Below are 22,725 nucleotides of genomic sequence, written 5' to 3'. Positions count from 1 at the left end.
TGGAGAGCTTTTTTATGCGATGTGCTCTCTCAACTCGAAGCCTAATTATTAGTAATACCATAGTGTTATTAGGTTTAAGTTATTGACTTTAATTACTAATCCTTTGTAGTTTACGCGGGTGCTTCTTAAGTGATTACCCACATCGCAAGTTGCGATGCGCAGGTTGCGATGTGAAGTTAAAACCACCTGAAATATTGCTTTCTGTAAGAAGGGGGATACGTGCTTCTGATTAACACACTATAGGGGCAGACTATTGTGTTGACTGCGCGAAGCGACACACTTTTGCCCCTAAACGTTTAGAGCATAAGAAACTATCAATAGATTAATTTGTGTGTAAGCCTGTTGCACCAGTTTTTTTAGTCCCAGATACGACAAAGCCACAGGCAATGCCTATGGCTTTGTAAACAGCTACAGAATGTTTGTCATTCAAAACGAAGAGGGAACACATTCTGTGTGCAGCGTCGGGTGTTTTATCACCAAAGTATATGGAAGGGAAAGCACCTAGACTTATCATATGTCCTCGGTGGTCTGCTTTGCAATTAAGCCAAGTTCAATTCGATACAATTACTTCTGGCCAGACAGTAAATAGTACATCCAAGAAAAAGCAGGGATACCCGAGGCTCTCAACGTTAGTTTAAAGCTAAGAACTGTATGTGGCAAGCTTGCTTCTGCCCCAAAATGAGTCAGCAAGAGCTTGAATCTGATTTTTAACTCGTCAATTTGTCTTACTTTTCCTCATGCTTAGAACATCTAACGATGTGACCAAATTCACTAATTCGTGGCCAATATCAGTTGACCACATTCTTGCATCTAACTAGACAAGCAATAAGCACTGATCTTTGGCTTGTTCAGCTACACATTCGCTCAGCAATAGTTTCAAGTTTTTTGAGATCTAGACGACCATTAGCCCAACCTTCAGCAAATGGTATTGTATTCGATTTTGGAAGTTGGTTTTTCTGAAGATCTCTAACTCTGATTCTAGAGGGAAGTGCAGCACCTTCACCAACAAATATGGCTTCTTGTTGTGACAAAATCGGTAGCGCGCCAACCATTCCAGACAAACCATCTGGTAGAAAACGGGCGACATGCTGTTGATCAGCAGAGTTAGTAAGCCTTAATACGACCCAAGTGCCACATTGTGATATAACAGTGCTATCTACATCTGCGGGTCTTTGACTAACAAGCATAAGGCCAATCCCATATTTTCGTCCCTCTCTTGCAATGCGTCTTATAGCTCCTTGTGCTGCTGCATATTGCGCCTCTCCATGATCAGGCACATATCTATGTGCTTCTTCGCATACGAGCAGAATTGGATCTTTTTCCTTCTCTTCTTGTGTTTGAAATACTTTATATTGAAACAATAATCTGGCAATCAAGGCAGCTAAAGGGCCTGCAACTTCGTTAGGCAGCCCTGAAATATCTATTATTCTAATGTCTTTTTCATCTTCAACAGGAACCCCGACAAGCTGGTTTAAAACCTTGTGAAGTCTAATTTCATCTTGTTCACCTTCCCAACATTGCAGCATGAAAGAGAGTCGCTTATCTCTTCGGAGAACTCTCACCTTATCTAAGACTGATGGAATACGAGCTTTCCCTAAATCTGTAGGTGGCAATGTCTCAAGGGTTTTAGTACCTTTTTTAAAGCGCCCTCCTTGTATGAATCTTATATGACTCTCAAACTCATCTAAGCAAAATGGTCTTGGTTTATCTCTGTCAAACTCAAGGATGTCTGATGTATCTTTTTTATCACAAAGGTTTGGATCATCATGGTTTTCTAGTTCTTTCAATATGTCGGTAGCAAACTCTCTAGGGCACGGTTGCACAATGCCAGCCGCAACCAGACGAGCATGTGTTAAAGCTTTTTGAACGATGTTGTTTTGGCTAGTAGCACTTTCTTCAGTCTTGCCAACTATCAAACTAGTAAATTCATCGCTTGACATTAACCAGTATGGTAACTTTATCTGCTCTTGCTTATCTTCACCTACTGCGATGTCATATGCTCTATACTGTACAGCCCTTTCACTGAATGCAGCGCCATATTCGCCATGTGGGTCAATTACAACTATTTGTGGAGAGAAGTTCTTTTCTCCACTGTTATGCTCCAAAACACTATGAATTATTGCTGCGACAGTTCCCGACTTCCCTGAACCTGTTGAGCCTAATACTGCACAGTGCATTCCAAACATTTTATTTATATTCGCTCGGCAAGCTGTTGACTCTGATGCGCTATATACCGCAAATGGAACTAATGGATCTACCTTCTCTTCTCGTTCACCTTCAGCAGAACGATAAACACATGAAATCTCATCGTTTGTTAATAGAAATACGCCTTGCTGAGGTAGTGGGTATGTCTTAATACCTCGCTTAAAGGACAGTTGGGAACTAGAGTTATTCCAACTACCTTCAGCCAATAGCTGCACTTCCATTAGTCGTTGGTCAGAATCAGTGCTTATAGGCATACCAGCCTCTAGCAACTCTTCAGAGCGCATTCGAAGCATTGTAACTAGACCGAAAATAACCTTTCGACCATAATGGATCTTCACCATACTGCCGATTTGTCCTATGGGATAAACTCGACCGTTGAAAGTTCTAGTTAACTCAGAGATTTTATCTGAAATTTCAACTTTGATACTCGTCCCAGAGACCTCAACAACTTGGCCTATTTTCAGCTCATCAGTTGGTGTAAACATAATTTATACCTCACATCCATTTTTAAGTACTGATGTGACACCTTTAAATGTCCACCAATAATCATCATCGTTTTTTCTTTTATAGGGGCCTTGCTCACCCACATAGAGACCATGAAGAGATGCAATAATTACTCGCGAGCCATAACTCGACTTGCGCCATTGCTCTAGACAGGATGGAATTTCTTCTCGGCATTCAAGAAAAGCGACTAAAACGGTTCTGTTGTCGTCTTTAGATAGGGCGAACTCAATTTCATTGTTGATATGGTCATCACCAAAACTATATCCACACACAGCTAACACATTACTATTCGGAGAGTTTAGAGCTTTACGAAATAGGTCGAACTGTGCAGAGAATGGATCTTGTTGGGTTGCTATATATTTTGTAGCTTGAGGGTAGATGAGAACTCGACGGTCAGCTTTTGGATAGCGATCATTATCTCTGACTCTCCAGACATGCCCCTTTTCACAAAGAAACCAGTCTATTGAACCATGCATTTTGATTAAGTTGGCACGTTGACCATTGGTAGGCACAGGTTCGCCATAACGCTGAGTTCGGTGAGCTACTGCACCTCCAGAAAAACCATCCCAGTACGAAGTTTTGTTTAAGGCCAAAGCATCTTCTAACAAGGTGTCATAGTTGGTGGTAAAAATGTTTACGGGTTTTCTCCGTTCATAAATACCAGCGCCTGCGTGATTGAATAAAGTGTCAATGAAGTCGAAATGTGAGTCAATTTCTACTATCGGCTTCGATAGTGTGCCTTCTTCGTCTGTTTCTTCGGTCTTGCCTTCAACGTAACCACACCTGATGACATTGGATATCGAGTCAAGAATTAAACGATGGGCTTCTTGAAGCTCATCTAACTTGACCTCAGCTCCATTGATGCTGGCCTTTTTATCTTTACTCCTTTCCGCCAAGGCTGCGTAGTCACCTAAGTGACTGAGAATGTGCTCAATATGACACTCTTGTGGCAACTCTTTGAATAAGGGCTCAACAATCTTATCGAATACGTCCTTGCTACCCGCTTTCAAGTCCTTTTTAACTTTATTTGTCAACGGATACATAAGTGGCAGCTTAGCGTCAAAACTAATACCTGCGCCCATCAACCAGCTTTGTTCGGTACATTTCAGATGTTCCTCTACTTGAGAAAACAAATCTGCGTCTATTAAGTTTTCCATTCTAATCCTTTGATTTACCATGTATGTGGTAAGGTTTTATTCCCCCAATATTGCTCTTGTTGATTAAGCAACTCAAGTCATAATGATAAGTAATGTGATTTCATCGAATTTACACTACAACTAGGAGTGTGCGGTGCAAACAATAGGTTTTGTCCAGAACAGTTTCAATCGGCACTGTTTAGAACGAAAGTGCCCCAAAACGGTCTAGGAAGTAAATATATAACCAATTCAACCTTTCATTTTTGAATGAATAAGAATCAAGCCTGTCTATTTTTGAACTCTATTGTGTTTCGTAGAATAGCGCCATCAACTTGCTAACACATAATGAAGGTTTCCTATGAGCACATCACAACTAATTCTTGAGCTATCTCTTATCGGCACAATGCTACTCGTTACGGGTGTTTTTTTGGTCCGTAGCTATGACAAAACCGATGGCGTAGGGACGAAAGTTCAAAAGATCTTAACGGGTCTTCTTGGTGCCTTTATGGTGATGGCGGGAACAGTAAAATTCTTTGACCCGTTTACGACTATGTTCGCAAAACAAATCGCACTGAGTGAACTGCCTTTCCCAACTTTGTCTCGTTGGGCGGGTCAATTAGGTGAGATTTTTGCAGGTTTACTGCTACTGGTGGTGATGATTGGTGATAAGGCGCTCGCAGCACCGATTAAAGATAAAGCGATGCAATTATCAACGCTATTAACGACCGCAATTATGATCGTCGCGGTGTATGTTCACCTATTGCCAAGTGTGCCGGCCGAAGTGCTACCGCTTCAGTCTAAACCACCGGTAATGACACTGATCATTCTTGGGTTAGCTTGGTTAAATGCATTCCTATATATTCGTAAAAAGTAATCGTTAAAGTTACAAAGTAAACGCCAGATTAGTTCGTCTAGTCTGGCGTTTTTCATTTCATAAATACAATAACTACGAGTTTCGCTCTGAGTGAATTGAAGCCAGAAACTCCGCCGATTGCCCAAACCGTTCAAAAATCATATCTCTAAAGGCAACCACTCTGGTCGCTATCAGCTTTCTGTCTGCCCACACCAAAAATGCTTTACCGGTTGGGTATTCAACGTCTGGCAATACCTCTATTAACTCTTTTCTTTCTGCATGCTTTTCAAAGGCTGCTCTTGGCATCATGCAGATCCCTGCTCCTGCTATTGTCGCATCAATATTTAAACGCAGGCTGCTGATTGAGTAACGAGGCTGATAGGGAATGCGGATCGCCTTGCCATCTTCTTTTAGCTCCCAATATGGCAAGTTATTACCTGAGAGTAGCTGATGGTTAATTAACTCTTCTGCTCGTTCTGGCTGACCATGTTTTTCGATATAGCTGGGTGATGCCGCTAGCATTAATGATGATTCAAACAACTGACGCTGTATTAAATGATTGGCATGAGGTGGGGTCGTCACAATCGCAAGGTCAATCTGCTCATCAAAGAAACGCTCTGTTCCTGCGCTAAATTGAATGGTGACGGTGACCTCTGGGTGAAGCTGCATAAACTCAATTGCCATCTTTTGCAGAAAATTATCAGCAAATGGCTCAGGGCAAGATACTCGGATTTCACCCGTTAATACGGGCTGACTATTCGAGAGCTGCGTCCATTCATCATTCAGCTGCATGAATAGGGCAGCGAAGCGCTGGTAATATTCGTCGCCAGCTGTCGTGAGCTGGAACTGTTTTGCATTACGATGTACCAGTTTTTCACCCAGTTTATCCTCAAGACTTGCTACCGCCCTTGATAACGTCGGGGCTGAAACGTGTGTTTTAAGGCTCGCTGCTGCAAAGCCACCGCACTCGACAGATTGGCAAAACAGATAAAGATTGGAGATGTCTTTTGCTTTCATAATTGATCGCTCTTGAGGATTACACTCTGAGTTAATCATTCAAATATGAAAGATTCAAGTTCAATGTTGTCTATTTTTGATTGTGATGGGCGGGGCTAATATAACCCCATCAGTTAGCCAATCGAAGTCAGGCATAAGAGAGTCAATCATGAAAAAGTTTTCACGTAAGTTCCAATACCCACTAATGGTTTCTATGGTTTTACCTACTATGCTTCTTAGCATGCCAGCCATCATGGTAGCGAAAACACTGCCAGAGCAAGGCGTATTCTTTGATGCATGGTTAAACGCAGTTTCACAAATGGTGCCATCTGCACTGTTAATTTTAGCCCTTGTAGCACCAGCGGTTCGTCTGTTCGTAACCAAAGTGCTGCTAGAGCCAGAAGTAAAATAAGTCAGTAAAGTTAATAAGTTAGAGAACAGGAAAGAGAAAATGAGCGAATTTAAACTACACACTGTTGAGTCAGCACCAGAAAAAAGCAAAGCAATCCTTGAAGGTGCACAAAAGCAAATGGGGATGATTCCTGGTCTTTACGCAGTAATGGCTGAGTCTCCTCAAATCCTAACAGCGTACACGCAACTACATCAGCAATTCACCAACACATCATTCGACGCTGAAGAGCTAACCGTTGTGTGGCAAACCATCAATGTTGAACACGAGTGTCACTACTGCGTCCCTGCACACACTGGGATCGCGCACTCAATGAAGGTTGACCCTGCATTAACTGAAGCACTGCGTAACGATGAAGCAATGCCAACTGAAAAGCTTCAAGCACTAAAAGACTTCACTCTTTCTGTAGTTCGTGAACGTGGCAATGTATCAGAAGCAGACCTAGCGGCATTCTTCGCGGCAGGTTACGGCCAGCAGCAGGTTCTAGAAGTGATTCTTGGTCTATCGCAAAAAGTGATCAGCAACTACGTAAACCACGTAGCTCACACGCCAGTAGACAAAATATTTGAAAAGTTTGCTTGGTCTAAAAAATAATCCCACGATCTAGATGTCATAGAGCGAACGAGTACGTTCGCTCTTTTTTCATAAAACTTCATGTTTAGATGTCTGTTAACAACAGTACAACGAGGGAGCATATGGAGTGCAAAAAAACGGGTGTAAAAAAGCCATTTAGATTAGAGGAAATCTGGCGGATTCGGACTCGTTTAGAGCTCAGTGACAATCTTATGGAACTATCTCTACTTAACCTTGCAATCGATAGTAAGCTGCGCTCAAATGACCTCTTATCATTAAGGGTGTCAGATGTTTCATCTAACTTCTTAGTATTCAACCGCGTCCAATATGTTCAGAAAAAGACTGGTAATAACGTTCAGTTTGAAATCACTCAGAGAACACAGCAAACTCTGAGTCATTGGATTAAAGACCAAGAGCTTCAACCTAAACACTACCTTTTTCCAAGCCCACGAAAGCCTCATCAGTCTCTAAGCTACTCATATTACCGTCGAGTTATTCGGAGTTGGGCTCTTGCTTTAGGTCATAACCCTGATCTCTACGGAACTCATTCACTGCGCCGAACTAAAGCGACATTGATTTACCAGAAGACTAAAAATATTCGAGCGATTCAGCTTTTACTCGGGCATACCAAGATCGAAAACACCATCAAATATTTGGGTGTTGAGGTGGAGGACGCCCTCCGCTTATCCGAAGAAATTGAGAGCTGACTTATAAGGTATGATTATCAAATGTTGATGCATTAGAGCTTTTACTCTGTCTCATTTCTGTCCAAAAGCGAGTTACGGAGGCTCTTATACGAGTGTTATACCGATGGTCAAGGAAAATCATATATGCCTAGCGAGTAGTGAGCTGTGCGAGCGTCAGGAGTGGCTTTATTATTTTACTTTACCATCATTCCCCTAAATACCCTTTTAGCAGGGTGATGGTTTCACGCAGTGAGGCCATCGCCTTACAAAGCCTTCTGGAAAGAAATTTTATAGAGCAGTCGTTTTTAATTTGCTACTATTTTTGTAAAGAATAATGGAGGTAATTTTGAACAGAATTCATCCATTAAAGCACTAGGTTTACAAATCTTTCTATTTTCGTAAAGGAAAGTCTAGATAGAAAGGCCTTGTGAGCCCTTGTATACTTGGAAACTCACTCACTCACTCACTAAGTAAGATTATTTTTTAGTGAATATAAATTGAGTTCAAAGAAAAGAGCGAAGATTAGTCTTTCCGTTCACAACGATTAATCAATACGGCAGCGCTTAAAGCGCTGCTTTTTTATTGCCACTCTCTAGAAGCCGCCTCTACATCAGTTTTCATTTCCAATTCTGCGTTACCAAGATAACAGGCATAAAAAATCCCGCTTTTTAAGGCGGGATTCAATTATTTAGCTAAGAAGTCTGTCTTAGATAAACTTCACTTTAGTCACTTCTTTGATAGCAGATAGAACAAATGTTGGTACTGCTGCAATGAAGATTAACGATATTAAGTGATTAAACTCTAATGCTTCTGTGCTGAATACCAGCTGACCAAAGCTTGTGTAAACAACGCTTAAAGACAAGATAGCCGATACTGCCACCGCACCAAGTAGGTAGTGGTTAGTGAACGGGTTCTTACGATAAATCGTTGTAAACGTACGTGCATCGAACAAACTCCAAAGTTGAGCAAAGATCAGTGTTAAAAACGCAACGGTTTGTGCGTATTGAGCACTGTAACCACCGTCGAGTGCGTAAGAGAATGTCACAAAACTTAGACCACCTAATGCGAGACCACGAGTTAGGATACGAGCGCCCAGACCATTAGAGAAGAAGCCTTGGTCACGTTTGCCTGGCTTACGCTCCATGAGATCTTTCTCTTCTGGCTCAACACCGAGTGCGAGTGCTGGTAGACCATCAGAAACGAGGTTAACCCATAAAATCATTAGTGGAGTTAGCGGAAGTACTACATCTGGTCCCATGAGTAGGAATGCAAATAGGATTACCGAAACCTCACCCACGTTCGCTGTAAGTGCTTGGCGGATAAACTTACGTAGGTTATCGAAAATTTGACGCCCCTGACGTACCGCCTTCACGATAGTACTGAAGTTATCGTCCAACAAGATAAGGTCACCTGAGTCTTTCGCAACAGACGTACCTGTAATACCCATCGCAACACCAATGTCTGCACGACGCAGTGCTGGCGCATCGTTCACGCCGTCACCGGTCATAGAGGCAACTTCGTTGTTCTCTTGCTGCGCTTTTACGATACGCAGCTTGTGCTCTGGAGTAACACGTGCAAATACTGCAACCTGAGAACAGATAGACAAAAGCTTCTCGTCATCCATTTGATCAAGCTCTGCACCCGTTACCACTAGATCGTCTTCGCTACGGATGATTCCGATTTCACGAGCAATCGCTGCTGCCGTGACTGCGTGGTCACCGGTAATCATTACCGTACGAACACCAGCGCTATAACAGCTATTTACTGCATCACGCACTTCTGGACGTGGTGGATCCATGATGCCATAGATACCCAGGATGCTGACGTCTTTTTCAAGCTCAGGGAAATCTAACTCAAGCTCTTCTTCTTTTAATTCACGGAAACCAACGGCAAGTGTACGCAGAGCATCACCACCAAAGGTTTGGATTGCCGCTTCAAAGTCTAAATGAAGTTCTTGAGACGGTGCGGTATCGAGAGCCAAGTTGCCTGAAACTTCACAGCCAACCGTTGGTACGAAACCACCGTCAACCATGAAGCTGGTTGATTTACCAAGAACAACATCTGGCGCGCCTTTCAATGCTAGGAAGTGCTTACCTTGTGGGTCACGAACGATAACAGAAGCCATCTTACGACCAGAATCGAACGGGAACTTCTTAACAATTGAGTAGCCACCCGTTGATAGCATTTCATCTTGTTTAAGACCTGCTTTTGCAGCTGCAACAATTAGTGCACCTTCTGTCGGGTTGCCACGAACCGTCCATTTACCATCAGCATTTACATATTCAGCATCGTTACAAAGCGTTGCAACAACAAGACCTTTCATCATTGCAGGGCTGTTTGTCGCTTCGACATTGTGACCTTTGGTAATGAATTCACCCTTAGGATCAAAACCTTTACCTGACACATCCCAGTAACGACCAGACACATCGTACGCTTTCATTACCTGCATTTGGTTTTGTGTTAGCGTACCGGTTTTATCTGAACAGATAACGGTTGTAGAACCAAGCGTTTCGATTGCTGCTAGCTGTTTAGCCAAAGCATTATTCTTAACCATCTTAGTCGAGCCCATCGTTAATACGATAGTAACCACCGTTGGTAAGCCTTCAGGAATAGCGGCAACCGATAAAGAGATACCTGTTGTTAGGATTTCTAACCATGGCATACCGTGGTAAACACCGATAGCACAAACAATAGCAACAACCACAAGAGCAACAACCAATAACGCGAGTGCGATGGTGTCCATACGCTCTTGCATTGGTGTTTTCGTCTCTTCCGTTTGGTTCATCATATCAGCGATGTGACCAACTTCAGTTTGCATACCTGTGCTTGTTACAACAGCAAGGCCTGTACCTGTAGTCACGATTGTTGTCATGAAGCCCATGTTCTTCTGATCGCCAAGACCAAGGGTCTCATCTTCAAGGCGTTCAGACTGCTTGTTCACTGGCTCAGATTCACCGGTCAGTGCAGCCTCATCTACCGTCAGACGGTTTGACTCAAGAATACGAACATCAGCAGGCAGAATATCACCGGTATTAATTTTGATGATGTCACCAGGAACGAGGGTTTTAGCTGGAACACTGATCCATTTACCATCGCGCATCACTTCGGCTTCTGGAGCTGCCATTTCTTTTAGCGCTTCCATCCCTTTCTGAGCTTTAAATTCTTGCCAGAACGCGATACCAGTATTGATAAGGATAATCACTGCAATAGCAATAGCATCAATCGCGTGGCCAGTAGACCAAGAAACGATTGCACCAACAGCTAGAATAAAAATCAGTGGGTTTTTATATTGATGAATATACAGTTCCCACGCAGAAGCTGACTCTTGTGCAGTCAGTTCGTTAGTGCCGTGCTTCTCTAAGCGTACATCCGCTTCAGAAGTTGATAAACCTGTCGTTTGATCTGCGTTCAGTTCGTTTAAAACATCTGAACTTTGTTGTGTAAACCATTTACTCGTCATTTGAGTACTCCACATCAATGCCTCACGCCGAGGCTAATGTAATAAAATAATACTTATTCTTATATGATAGAAAAATCGCACAAATCAAAAGTGAATATTTAATCGATTTGGTGCGCTTGAAAAACTATATAGTAAGGATTGTCTATTTAGCAAAGATCGCAAAAGATACACTTGATACACACTTGACAACTACTTTGAAAACACAACCACCCCAAACATCAAACATAAAACAAACAATACAAGCCCAAACTATTGTTAAAAAAAGATAAGTACAAAAAATAGACACCCTTTATATTTTCGTAAAAACCATTGGTTATTAGCGTATTTTATCGAAAATTCCTTAATAACGAAGTAAAACATCGGAATAACCTTTTTAAAAAAAGGGGTATGTTGGCGTAATCATAAATTGATAAAATGGAAAGTTAGATGCCAATTGTAAAAACGAAAGGAAATCAGCAACAAGATGGAGATATAAGTCACAATTCAACAACCAAGGCCATTCTTGGCCATTACAAAAAAGACCAACACTCAAACTTACTATTTATGCAAAACTTCGAATTAAGTGCTAGTGACTGACAAATTAATAAGGCCGTCGCCTTTTAATTTCTTGTAATACAAATAAGAAAAAAGGTAGAGGGGGAGAGTAAGATAGATGATGAGAATAAGAAAATATGACCAAACTCATCATCTCTTTGGTGTTGCTTATGAGCTTGCTCATATATAGTGCTATAAAAGAAACAACCAATAACAAGCTAGGAGCAAATCATGTCAAACGGTCGTATTTTACACACCATGCTACGCGTGGGTGATCTAGACAAGTCTATCGAGTTCTACACCAATGTAATGGGCATGCAGCTATTACGTAAGAACGAAAACAAAGAATACGAATACACACTGGCTTTCGTTGGCTTTGGCGACGAATCTCAAGGCGCTGTGATTGAGCTGACTTACAACTGGGGCACCACGGAATACGACCTTGGCTCTGCTTTTGGTCACGTTGCTATCGGTGTTGATGACATCTACACAACGTGTGATGCGATTAAAGCCGCTGGCGGCAACGTAACGCGAGAAGCGGGTCCGGTTAAAGGCGGCTCTACACACATTGCGTTCGTTAAAGATCCTGATGGCTACATGATTGAGCTGATTCAGAACAAACAAGCAAGCGCAGGTCTAGAAGGTTAATTCCTTAACCTCTTTGAGAAGTTGAGTTTGAACGCCTGATGAAATAAAAAAGAAGCGAGCACTATGCTCGCTTCTTTTTATCACTCTCCCCATAATCGATATGCTTCACCAATTATTATTAACAATCACATTGATGAAACTTTACATGATAATGATTATCATTTAAATTAACCACCTATTGATTAATGAGGTAATACAATGATTAGCGAATGGGAAAAACACACGTTACTTGCCGATACGGCATTGCAGCTCGACGATCCTGTACGAAGTATTCTTCATTATCAGCAGGCTTTGAACTTAAGTGAAGAAATTACAGAACGCACCGATATTCAAGCCGATGAACGCTTACTGATTTCGGTGATTTCTTGCCACAATCTTGCTCAATTCTGGCGTTGGGCTGGCGACACTGAATACGAGCTCAAGTATCTTCAACTGGCTTCCGAAAAGGTACTCACACTAATCCCTCAGTGCCCTAATACTCAATGTTCAAGCTTTATCGATTCTATTGGTTGCTGTAAGAAAGCGCTGATCGATTTCATGAAGCGCCACCCAAACCCTAAAATTGCCTCTATGGTGGAAAAGATCGATACCGCGACCAACTGTGAAATGATCGCCCGCTTCCGCTTGAATTAAACAAGTTACGTCCAAACAAGGACTCCAAATCTAAAACATAAAAAAGCCCGTCATCAAGACGGGCTTTGTCATTTCAAAACGAGCTATTGTTTAGCTTAAACCTGTGTTCTACCTAAAGAGATCACAACGCGTCGGTTCTTGTCTTTACCAATTGGCGAATTGTTGTCTGCAATCGGGCGACGTTTACCATAGCCCTGAACTTGGATACGATCTTCTGGCAGGCCTAGAGATTTGAAGTACTCTCTTAACGATTCCGCTCTGCGCTCTGAAAGGTTTTGGCTAATACCTTTGCTGTCGACAGAGTCGGTGTACGTTGCCACCAGCACAAGGTCGATGTCTTGGTTGTAGCGAACGTAATCGGCAATCTGGCTCAGCCTTTTACGCGACGATTTATTCAGCTGATCGCTGTTGCGGTCGTAATGCAAAATAGTGAAAGAGATATCTTCAAAGCTGTAAGGCAGCAGGTTAGCAACACAGTCACTGAACACATTATATTTTTCTTGGAACAACACCGACGACAACGACACTTCGATACGTTGATCTCGGCTCTGCCACTCTTGGTAGCTGAATGTCGGATAACGCCCTTTCTCTAACTCACTCAAGATGCCCCAAGCTGTTTGACCGCCGACATAGCCGTCAAATTGCTGGAAGAACTTAATGGTTGTCATGCGATCAGCACTTTCACCCGGACGCCAAGGTGGCGGCATAGAGATCAAGCTTACATTACGCGTTGCACCCATTGGGCGGCGCATTTTAAGCTCAAAGTCCAAAATGATTTTTTTGCTCGCGCGAGATGAGAACTCAGCATCACCAAAGTTTGGAATTGGGTGGACCAAGCGACATTCAAGTGGCGTGTTGGCCACCATCTCCCATGTCGACTGTTGAGGAGATGCTCCGTAACGCTTTTCTTGTGCCATGACCGATGATGACACAAGTAGCGAAAATAGCATTGAACCTGTTATGAGTTGTTTCTTCATAAAGTGGAGTATCTCTTAAGCAATTCGTTTAACAATGCAGCCAATTGCCGCATTTTTCTCTCACGTTTAAATATGCAATTATCAAGCCGCAATGGGTTAGGTAATTTAAGATTTATTGCCCTTCCCTAGTTTTTATCACTGCTATTATCTGCAATAATGCAGCCTTAATCACACTTATTTGGGCTAACATGACTGTAGAAAACGAAGCTCTGACCCTAAAAAAACGCTTTCGCGGCTATTTTCCAGTGGTCATCGACGTGGAAACCGCAGGGTTTAACGCTGAAACCGATGCATTATTAGAAATCTGTGCCATTACATTAAAAATGGATGAGAACGGAGATCTGCACCCTGCATCAACGCTTCATTTTCACATTGAGCCTTTTGAAGGCGCAAATATAGAGCAGGCAGCATTAGACTTTAACGGAATTAAAGACCCATTTAGCCCATTACGTGGTGCTGTGTCGGAACAAGAAGCCCTTAAAGAAATCTACAAGCTAGTGAGAAAAGAACAAAAAGCTTCAGATTGCAGTCGCGCAATCATGGTTGCTCACAACGCTACATTCGATTTGAACTTCGTTAATGCGGCAAGTGAGCGCTGTAAGCTTAAACGCGTCCCTTTCCATCCATTTGCTACTTTTGACACTGCAGCTCTTAGTGGTCTTGCCTACGGTCAAACCGTTTTGGCTAAAGCTTGCCGCACTGCAGGGATGGAATTTGACAACAAAGAAGCACACTCTGCTTTGTATGATACGCAAAAAACCACAGAGTTATTTTGCGGCATTGTAAACAAATGGAAAGCCCTTGGTGGTTGGCCTCTTGTTGACGAAGAATAAAAAATAGAGTCGGTAAACGTTTTTTCGTATTGCCTTCATAAAAAACACAACATCCCGAGAATAATATGAATCCTGTTGTAATTTCAGTTTGCATCATGCTTGTTTTAGCTTTGATGCGTGTAAACGTAGTCGTTGCTCTGACGTTCAGTGCAATTATCGGTGGCGTAGCCTCTGGTATGAGCTTGAACGACGCAGTCGCGGCTTTCGAAAGTGGATTAGGCGGCGGTGCAACGATTGCACTTAGCTACGCTATGCTTGGTACATTCGCTGTTGCTATCTCACGTTCTGGTATCACAGATCTCCTTGCTCAAAGTGTTATCAAACGCATTCACGGCAAAGAGAACAGTGCAGCATCGACTGGTCTTAAATACGGCATGCTTGTGTCGTTGATCTTAGTGACCATGTCTTCGCAAAACGTGATTCCGGTACATATCGCCTTCATCCCAATCTTAATCCCACCTCTACTAGGCGTATTCGCAAAAATGAACCTAGACCGTCGTCTAGTTGCGTGTGTACTTACTTTTGGTCTGATTACGCCTTACATGGTGTTACCAATTGGTTTTGGCGGCATCTTCCTAAACAACATCTTGCTTAAAAACCTTCACGACAATGGTCTTGAAAACGTTGTAGCTAGCCAAGTACCTATGGCAATGTTGTTACCAGCAGCAGGCATGATCTTCGGTCTTCTTACTGCAGTATTCTTTACTTACCGTAAGCCTCGCCAATACAAAGAAACCTCTCACACTGTTGTTTCAACAGAAGTGAAAGAGATCAATAAGAAGCACATCCTAGTTGCAGCAGCTGGTATCGTAGCAGCGCTAACAGTTCAACTGTCGACTGGCTCTATGATCATCGGTGCTCTAGCGGGTTTCATGGTATTTACCTTCGGTGGCGTTATTGCTTGGAAAGAGACACAAGATGTCTTCACCAAGGGCGTTCACATGATGGCAATGATCGGTTTCATCATGATTGCAGCAGCAGGTTTCGCAGCAGTAATGAAGCAAACTGGCGGCGTTGAATCTTTGGTTGAAGCACTTTCAACAAGCATCGGCGACAACAAACCTCTAGCAGCACTACTTATGCTAATTGTTGGTCTACTGGTAACTATGGGTATTGGTTCTTCGTTCTCTACGATTCCAATCCTTGCAACTATCTACGTTCCACTAGCAGCAGCATTTGGCTTCTCGCCTATGGCAACAATCGCTCTAGTAGGTACAGCTGCAGCACTTGGTGATGCGGGTTCTCCTGCTTCTGACTCGACCTTAGGTCCAACATCTGGTCTTAATGCTGATGGTCAACACGAACACGTATGGGAAACCGTAGTACCGACGTTCCTACACTACAACATCCCACTGATCGTATTCGGTTGGATTGCAGCCATGGTTCTGTAATTAGGTTCTCTAGTTAAACAGTCCTACGCTCACTTTTATAAAGACCGCCTCGTGCGGTCTTTTTTGTCTCTGAGATTCATTCTACTCTTCCTTCCGCTCACTCTCATTGAACTAGCGACACCAAACAAAAAAGGCTTACTCTGATGAGTAAACCTTAGAAATCATTGCGAATACAGATGACTCTCGCTGAATTACGCAGCGGGAGCATTACTCACGAGAATTTCGCGAATAGACTTAAGCGTCCCTTCCGTTGAATGGTAATCCAATTCAACTTCACTAAAGATGCCGTTCACTTCAAGCATTAAGGTTGGGTAAGAAAATACACCCATCGCTTCTTTAAAGCCTAGCTGGTCATCTAACTCACTTTCCAATAACTTGCTAGAAAGGTCATTTTCGAACTGTTGAACATTCATGCCTAGCTCTTCAGCCAACTGCAAATGTGTGTCTTGGCTATGAGGCAGCATCGCACGAAGGTAGTAAGCATGTTGAATCGCTTCAAGCATCGCCTCGTAGTGGTCTTGAAAACCAGCGGCAATCACAGCACGGCACGCAGGGTAAGTACTGCGGACGGGTTGGCACTCAGTCCAAAACTCATGGTTAAACTCAGTACCTAGCTTAGCTTCGATCTGCTTCCAAATCGCTTGCAGCTTGCCTTTCATCTCTTCTGACATTGGTTCATCAGAATCCGGGGCCAAACCACCCACTACATAGTTAAACTCAATGCTCGCAGGCAATTGTTGTTTCAATAACTCAAGTGTTGGCTTGTAACCCCAACACCAGCTGCACATTGGATCATGCACATAATGAAGTTTTACGTTCATTGTTCATTCCTTATCGAGTCAATGATTCGATCAATTCAAACAAAAAAGGAGCCTAATTAAGGCCCCTCATTTTAACTATTCAGCGCAAAGGCTAGAACTTATTCAGCGTCATCGCCAGCAACTTTAGCCGCTGCTTCTTTGATGATTGGCTGAAGTTCGCCTTTTTGGAACATCTCAAGAATGATGTCACAACCACCGATTAGCTCACCTTCAACCCAAAGTTGTGGGAAAGTTGGCCATTGTGCGTAAGCAGGAAGCTCTGCACGGATATCAGGGTTTTGTAGGATATCTACGTAAGCAAATTTTTCGCCACATGCCATTAGAGCTTGAGACGCTTGAGAAGAGAAACCACAGCTAGGTAGCTTAGGAGAACCTTTCATGTACAGTAGAATAGTGTTTTCTTCAATTTGCTGTTTGATTTTATCGATAGTTTCCATTGCTTCCTCGTTAATGGATTACGGCTTTTATTGCCTTTATTCTACCCCAAACTAAAAGAATAAAAACCATATAAAAAAAGCGGTTAACAAGCTAAGCTAACAATTCACACAAAAGTAATGAAATAAGCTTTTAATAAAGTAAAAACTTGCTAAACTATATCGCAAGTCAGCAAATTGACCATGGTTGGCAGTATAGCGAGCCATGAATAATAATATCACTGGAAGCAATCGAAAGAGTTAACTCTTTCATATCAATGGAGAATTGAGCAATGGCATTTGAACTACCGGCTCTTCCTTACGCGAAAGACGCGCTAGAACCACACATCTCAGCAGAAACGCTAGATTTCCACCACGGTAAGCACCACAACACTTACGTTGTTAAGCTAAACGGTCTTATCCCAGGTACTGAGTTTGAAGGCAAAACACTAGAAGAGATCGTTAAGACTTCTACTGGTGGTGTTTTCAATAACGCTGCTCAAATCTGGAACCACACGTTCTACTGGCACTGTCTTGCTCCTAAAGCAGGCGGCGAACCAACTGGCGCTGTTGCAGAAGCTATCAACGCTGCATTCGGTTCTTTCGAAGAATTCAAAGCGAAATTCACTGATTCAGCAATCAACAACTTCGGTTCTTCTTGGACTTGGTTAGTTAAGAAAGCTGACGGTTCTCTAGACATCGTTAACACTTCTAACGCTGCTACTCCTCTAACAGAAGAAGGTGTTACTCCACTTCTAACTGTTGACCTATGGGAACACGCTTACTACATCGATTTCCGCAATGTTCGCCCTGACTACATGGCTGCATTCTGGAACCTAGTAAACTGGTCTTTCGTAGAAGAGAACCTAGCTAAGTAATTATTGCTTACGCTGCGCTATTTATAGCGAGTTATCTATTGAAAGCTCATGCCCCGGCGTGAGCTTTTTTGTATCTGTCGTATTCCACAAAATCTAGACATTTCGTAATAAACCCGCCAATAGCGCTTACTTCTCGAACTATTGATAGCGTTCTTCCCAACCCTACATAAATTCTCTATTTGCCTGTAATTAAACACTAAAGTTTGCCGACTCCATGCCGTTAAAGGTGTATCCAATGAGAGGCAGCATGCAAATACATACTTTAGACAAAGCAGGAATCATCAACGAACTGAAGTTCGGCATCGGGATCAGCCAAGCGGTTGAGCAAGGTCGCCGTGCAGATTTCGCGTTGCTGTTATCTATGTTTTCTAATGATGTCCGTGATTGCACGCCAATTGACACCATTGAAATCACAGAGACAAATGAAGATCGCCTGCGCAAACAGTTTGGCGTAGCAGAACCTCAGCAACTGCGTTCAAACCAATCTTCGTATGAGATTTCAGCTCAGCAATCTAATCATTTTCATCAAGCTAGCCTTGCCAGCGCCAAGCTTAGCCATTACTTAAAACCTGAAGCGCTTGCCTTCATGCCTGAAGATACGAGCGACTTACCCGAAGAGGTTTACCAAAACCTTTCTGGTCATGACCGACGCAAACTCGCAAACAAGCATTTACCTGATTTGCCACATGCCACGCTCTATAATGAGCTAACCACCGCGCAACGTCAGTATCAAATTCAAGCTCAAGTATAGTGGTCACCTAACTTTCCCTTTTTCGCTGTCTATCCATAGCTATTCTTCGACTAACTCGCACACTTCAAAGCATTCACACGAATGATATGAACCACTAGCCTTAGGCAACCTAAAAACACCAGATGTCGGTTACCGCTTGAAGTTACTACAAAATGTGACGTGCCACTAAGTTCATAAAAACTTATTAATTGGCGCACCTTAGTTTGAACCAATTCACACCCATTGTATGAAATTTAACCCATCCTTATCCGACATGGACGATTTGTTTAGGTACTGGGATGGAAATAAAAAGCTCAATCATATTGGTGACATCTGCCGGCTCGCGACTAGGAGGGACGATAGCGAACCACTTTGTTAACCTTGGAGCCACCGTCATCCTTTGTGATAAAGACACGGAAGCACTTCAGGCTACGTATCTACAGTGTGCCCGCTTTTCCGACTCGGTTTACCACTACACGCTCAAAGGCAATGACAGCCAAGCGATTCTCAGCGTGTATGATTTTATTCAAACCACCTTCAACACGACACCCGATGTGCTGGTCAATAATTGGATAAGCTCCCCAATGCCAAGTCTGATTGGCGATCAACCTGTGAGTAGCTTTATTAATGATCTCTCGTCGATGGCATCGACCCTGTTCGCATTTGGGCAAATCAGTGCTGAGAGATTGCGAGAAGAAGATAAAGAAGGCGTGATTGTGAATGTGATATCTCATGATGACTTTCACGATGTGTCCGGCTTAGAGAGCGCAAACTCAATGATCACAGGCTTTACCCATAGTTGGGCGAAAGAGCTGACTCCCTTTGGTATTCGAGTCGGTGGTGTTGTTCCCGCCGTTCATAACTCCGATGGCAAGCTCAACCGATGTCACTGGGCTCAGCTGCAAGACGAGCTGACCCGAACCACTGAATACATTGTCTCGAATGACTACTTCAGTGGGCGAGTTGTCGCAGCTGAGGTTTAACTCCCTATTCCAATTGAACATGACTGGCTCAGCTCATATTGAGTAGCAGAGCTATTGCCTCTCAATCCGTTTTACAAACGAACCAAACATAAAAAAAGCCCCAGTCTCTCGACTGGGGCTTTCATCTTTTCCCGATAGATAAGTATCGTGCTAGCGAAAACTTATCTCAAAACTAATGCTTACTTATTATGCGTTAGCTTTTTCTTTTTTAGCTTTTGGCGCTTTCGCTTCAGCTGGCTTTTGGTCTGCTTTCTTAAGGATAACTGTAGTACCTTCGAAAGTTTCGCCTTCAACGTATGGTTGGCCGAAGTAAGAAGTTGTTAGCACTTCTTTTAGCTCAGTGATTAGAGGGTAACGTGGGTTAGCACCTGTACACTGGTCATCGAACGCTTCAACAGCTAGCTCGTCTAGTTTAGCGATGAAGTCAGACTCGTTAACACCCGCAGCTTGGATAGATAGTGGGATGTCTAGGTCAACTTTAAGCTCTTCTAACCAAGTCAGTAGACGTTCAATCTTCTGAGCAGTACGGTCACCAGCTTGGCTTAGGCCTAGGTGGTCAGCAACTTCAGCGTAACGACGACGTGCTTGTGGACGGTCGTACTGAGAGAATGCAGTCTGCTTAGTTGGGTTATCGTTCGCGTTGTAACGTACAACGTTTGAGATAAGTAATGCGTTAGCAAGACCGTGTGGTAGGTGGAACTCAGCACCAATTTTGTGAGCCATTGAGTGACACACACCTAGGAACGCGTTCGCAAATGCTACACCAGCGATAGTTGCTGCGTTGTGTACTTTCTCACGAGCGATTGGGTCAGCCGCACCATTTTTGTAGCTAGATGGTAGGTATTCTTTAAGCATCTTAAGTGCTTGAAGAGCTTGACCGTCTGAGTACTCGTTCGCTAGAACAGATACGTAAGCTTCAAGAGCGTGAGTTACTGCATCGTAACCACCGAACGCTGTTAGAGACTTAGGCATGTTCATTACTAGGTTCGCATCAACGATAGCCATGTTTGGCGTGATTTCGTAATCAGCTAGTGGGTATTTAGCACCAGTCTTGTCGTCTGTAACAACAGCGAATGGAGTAACCTCTGAACCTGTACCTGAAGTTGTAGTGATACATACAAGCTCAGCTTTTTGACCCATTTTAGGGAACTTGTAGATACGTTTACGGATGTCCATAAAGCGCATTGCTAGTTCTTCGAAGTGAGTTTCTGGGTGCTCGTACATAACCCACATGATCTTAGCAGCATCCATTGGAGAACCGCCACCTAGAGCAAGGATTACGTCAGGTTGGAAGCTCTTCATTGCTTCAGCGCCTTTCTCAACAACAGATAGCGTTGGATCCGCTTCTACGTCGAAGAAAGTTTGAACTTCGATGCCTTGTGCTTTAAGCAGGCTAACTACGTCATCTGCGTAACCGTTGTTGAATAGGAAACGGTCAGTTACTAGGAATGCGCGTTTCTTACCTTCTAGGTCGCTCATTGCGATTGGAAGGCTACCACGACGGAAGTAGATAGACTTAGGTAGTTTGTGCCACAACATGTTTTCAGCTCGCTTCGCTACAGTTTTCTTGTTGATAAGGTGCTTAGGACCTACGTTCTCAGAGATAGAGTTACCACCCCATGAACCACAACCTAGAGTTAGAGAAGGTGCAACGTTGAAGTTGTACAGGTCACCGATACCACCGTGAGTAGTCGGGATGTTGATTAGGATACGAGCAGTCTTCATCTTGTCACCGAAGTAACGGATGCGGTCTGCGTTAGTATCTTGGTTAGTGTAAAGACCAGATGTGTGACCGATACCACCGATTTCAACCATAGTTACCGCTTGAGCAACTGCGTCTTCGAAGTCGTCTGCGCGGAATAGACCTAGAGTTGGAGATAGTTTCTCGTGAGCGAATTCGTCATCGTAAGAAACTTTACCAAGACCTTCACCTACAAGTACTTTTGTATCAGCAGGAACTTTAACACCAGCCATTTCAGCGATTGCTGGAGCAGGTTGACCTACGATTTTAGCGTTTAGGTTGCCGTCGATAAGCAGAACTTTACGTACTTTATCAGCGTCAGCTTTAGATAGAACGTGAGCTTTGTGAGAAGCGAAACGCTCTTTCACTTCGTCGTATACTTCACCAACTACGATTGCAGCTTGCTCAGAAGCACATACTACGCCGTTATCGAAAGTCTTAGACATAAGGATAGATGCTACAGCACGTTTGATGTCAGCTGTTTCATCGATAACTACAGGAACGTTACCAGCACCAACACCGATAGCAGGCTTACCAGAAGAGTATGCTGCTTTAACCATGCCTGGACCACCAGTAGCAAGGATAAGTGCGATACCGTCGTGCTTCATAAGCGCGTTAGAAAGCTCTACAGATGGTTGGTCGATCCAACCGATGATGTCTCTTGGAGCACCAGCTGCAACAGCTGCGTCTAGAACTAGTTTCGCTGCGTCGTTAGTTGAGTTCTTTGCACGTGGGTGTGGCGAGAAGATGATGCCGTTACGTGTCTTAAGAGAAATTAGAGATTTGAAGATTGCTGTAGAAGTTGGGTTCGTTGTTGGAACGATACCACAGATGATACCTACAGGCTCAGCGATAGTCATTGTGCCTAGGTTGTCATCTTCTTCTAAGATGCCACATGTTTTTTCGTCTTTGTATTTGTTGTAGATAAATTCAGATGCAAAGTGGTTTTTGATAACCTTATCTTCAACAATACCCATTCCAGATTCAGCAACTGCTTGTTGAGCAAGTGGAATACGAGCGTGGTTAGCAGCAAGAGAAGCTGCGCGGAAGATTGCGTCTACTTTCTCTTGAGAGAATGTTGCAAACTCTTCTTGTGCTGCTTTAACGCGAGCTACTAGAGCATCAAGTTCCGCTAAGTTAGTTACAGGCATGGTGGATCTCCTAAAATAATAAATATTAAAAACTTTTTATTAAATTCGCTGCTTGCCTTTAACCTTAAACATCAGCGTTCTTAGTAAATTGCTTTCAGGGCTGAGTATATTATTTCACAGTGTGAAAAAAATTGACCCAGATCAGTTACCCAAAAAGAATTAACCAGAAA

General features: G+C 43.1%; 19 protein-coding genes. 11 read left to right on the top strand and 8 right to left on the bottom strand.

Annotation, left to right across the window (positions count from 1 at the left end; genetic code table 11):
* Positions 1-848 precede the first annotated feature (848 nt).
* Both IQQ51_RS05475 and IQQ51_RS05470 read right to left on the bottom strand, forming a co-directional pair.
* Positions 849-2,690, bottom strand: coding sequence for an ATP-binding protein (locus IQQ51_RS05475; protein WP_193840556.1), 1,842 nt, complete (start codon positions 2,688-2,690; stop codon positions 849-851).
* Between the two features lie 3 nt (positions 2,691-2,693).
* Positions 2,694-3,866 (bottom strand): SIR2 family protein, encoded by a 1,173-nt coding sequence (locus tag IQQ51_RS05470; protein WP_193840555.1) that lies wholly within the window; start codon positions 3,864-3,866, stop codon positions 2,694-2,696.
* A gap of 337 nt (positions 3,867-4,203) precedes the next feature.
* Here IQQ51_RS05470 and IQQ51_RS05465 point away from each other — a divergent pair, with 337 nt between their 5' ends.
* Positions 4,204-4,719 carry a hypothetical protein gene (locus IQQ51_RS05465; protein ID WP_048617572.1) on the top strand — a complete coding sequence of 172 codons (516 nt, stop codon included), beginning with the start codon at positions 4,204-4,206 and terminating at the stop codon, positions 4,717-4,719.
* 72 nt (positions 4,720-4,791) lie between these two features.
* Here IQQ51_RS05465 and IQQ51_RS05460 read toward each other — a convergent pair whose 3' ends face one another.
* Positions 4,792-5,715: a LysR family transcriptional regulator gene (locus IQQ51_RS05460; RefSeq protein WP_048606971.1), complete on the bottom strand. Its 924-nt coding sequence runs from the start codon at positions 5,713-5,715 to the stop codon at positions 4,792-4,794.
* Positions 5,716-5,863: 148 nt separating this feature from the next.
* On the opposite strand from IQQ51_RS05460, the gene IQQ51_RS05455 reads away from it, so the two are divergent.
* From IQQ51_RS05455 to IQQ51_RS05445, 3 genes are all read left to right on the top strand, one after another.
* On the top strand, positions 5,864-6,106 hold the full coding sequence (locus tag IQQ51_RS05455) for a hypothetical protein (protein ID WP_048606969.1): 243 nt from the start codon (positions 5,864-5,866) through the stop codon (positions 6,104-6,106).
* Positions 6,107-6,145: 39 nt separating this feature from the next.
* Positions 6,146-6,697, top strand: a complete 552-nt coding sequence (locus IQQ51_RS05450; protein ID WP_048617575.1) for a carboxymuconolactone decarboxylase family protein — start codon at positions 6,146-6,148, stop codon at positions 6,695-6,697.
* 101 nt (positions 6,698-6,798) lie between these two features.
* Positions 6,799-7,383 carry a tyrosine-type recombinase/integrase gene (locus IQQ51_RS05445; RefSeq protein ID WP_086969194.1) on the top strand — a complete coding sequence of 195 codons (585 nt, stop codon included), beginning with the start codon at positions 6,799-6,801 and terminating at the stop codon, positions 7,381-7,383.
* Between the two features lie 685 nt (positions 7,384-8,068).
* On the opposite strand, the gene IQQ51_RS05440 is transcribed toward IQQ51_RS05445, so the two are convergent.
* Positions 8,069-10,822 (bottom strand): cation-translocating P-type ATPase, encoded by a 2,754-nt coding sequence (locus IQQ51_RS05440; protein WP_193840554.1) that lies wholly within the window; start codon positions 10,820-10,822, stop codon positions 8,069-8,071.
* 765 nt (positions 10,823-11,587) lie between these two features.
* On the opposite strand from IQQ51_RS05440, the gene gloA reads away from it, so the two are divergent.
* Positions 11,588-12,004: a lactoylglutathione lyase gene (gene gloA / locus IQQ51_RS05435; RefSeq protein ID WP_004734046.1), complete on the top strand. Its 417-nt coding sequence runs from the start codon at positions 11,588-11,590 to the stop codon at positions 12,002-12,004.
* A gap of 198 nt (positions 12,005-12,202) precedes the next feature.
* Positions 12,203-12,637, top strand: coding sequence for a DUF2753 domain-containing protein (locus IQQ51_RS05430; RefSeq protein ID WP_004734047.1), 435 nt, complete (start codon positions 12,203-12,205; stop codon positions 12,635-12,637).
* Between the two features lie 95 nt (positions 12,638-12,732).
* Here IQQ51_RS05430 and motY read toward each other — a convergent pair whose 3' ends face one another.
* Complete coding sequence (motY, locus tag IQQ51_RS05425) at positions 12,733-13,614, bottom strand: flagellar protein MotY (RefSeq protein WP_017063457.1); 882 nt, start codon at positions 13,612-13,614, stop codon at positions 12,733-12,735.
* A gap of 188 nt (positions 13,615-13,802) precedes the next feature.
* Here motY and rnt point away from each other — a divergent pair, with 188 nt between their 5' ends.
* Together rnt and IQQ51_RS05415 are read left to right on the top strand one after the other, a co-directional pair.
* A complete protein-coding gene (rnt, locus tag IQQ51_RS05420) occupies positions 13,803-14,447 on the top strand; it encodes a ribonuclease T (RefSeq protein ID WP_017061178.1) in 645 nt (214 codons plus the stop codon).
* Between the two features lie 65 nt (positions 14,448-14,512).
* Positions 14,513-15,838, top strand: a complete 1,326-nt coding sequence (locus IQQ51_RS05415; RefSeq protein ID WP_050620893.1) for a Na+/H+ antiporter family protein — start codon at positions 14,513-14,515, stop codon at positions 15,836-15,838.
* Positions 15,839-16,029: 191 nt separating this feature from the next.
* On the opposite strand, the gene IQQ51_RS05410 is transcribed toward IQQ51_RS05415, so the two are convergent.
* Positions 16,030-16,659 (bottom strand): DsbA family protein, encoded by a 630-nt coding sequence (locus IQQ51_RS05410; protein WP_086971159.1) that lies wholly within the window; start codon positions 16,657-16,659, stop codon positions 16,030-16,032.
* 98 nt (positions 16,660-16,757) lie between these two features.
* Positions 16,758-17,096, bottom strand: a complete 339-nt coding sequence (locus tag IQQ51_RS05405; RefSeq protein WP_004741702.1) for a Grx4 family monothiol glutaredoxin — start codon at positions 17,094-17,096, stop codon at positions 16,758-16,760.
* A gap of 269 nt (positions 17,097-17,365) precedes the next feature.
* Between IQQ51_RS05405 and sodB the strand changes: the two genes are divergently transcribed.
* From sodB to IQQ51_RS05390, 3 genes are all read left to right on the top strand, one after another.
* Positions 17,366-17,950, top strand: a complete 585-nt coding sequence (sodB, locus tag IQQ51_RS05400) for a superoxide dismutase [Fe] (protein WP_004734050.1) — start codon at positions 17,366-17,368, stop codon at positions 17,948-17,950.
* Between the two features lie 247 nt (positions 17,951-18,197).
* A complete protein-coding gene (locus IQQ51_RS05395; RefSeq protein ID WP_265584311.1) occupies positions 18,198-18,701 on the top strand; it encodes a VC2046/SO_2500 family protein in 504 nt (167 codons plus the stop codon).
* Between the two features lie 278 nt (positions 18,702-18,979).
* On the top strand, positions 18,980-19,663 hold the full coding sequence (locus tag IQQ51_RS05390; protein WP_048611559.1) for an SDR family oxidoreductase: 684 nt from the start codon (positions 18,980-18,982) through the stop codon (positions 19,661-19,663).
* 186 nt (positions 19,664-19,849) lie between these two features.
* On the opposite strand, the gene adhE is transcribed toward IQQ51_RS05390, so the two are convergent.
* A complete protein-coding gene (gene adhE, locus IQQ51_RS05385; protein ID WP_017056490.1) occupies positions 19,850-22,555 on the bottom strand; it encodes a bifunctional acetaldehyde-CoA/alcohol dehydrogenase in 2,706 nt (901 codons plus the stop codon).
* Positions 22,556-22,725: the final 170 nt, after the last annotated feature.

The organism is Vibrio sp. OPT18, assembly GCF_015163615.1.
GTDB classification, from domain to species: Bacteria; Pseudomonadota; Gammaproteobacteria; order Enterobacterales; family Vibrionaceae; genus Vibrio; species Vibrio coralliirubri.
The sequence above is the reverse complement of the archived record's forward strand: the minus strand, read 5'-3'. Positions and strand labels throughout refer to the sequence as shown.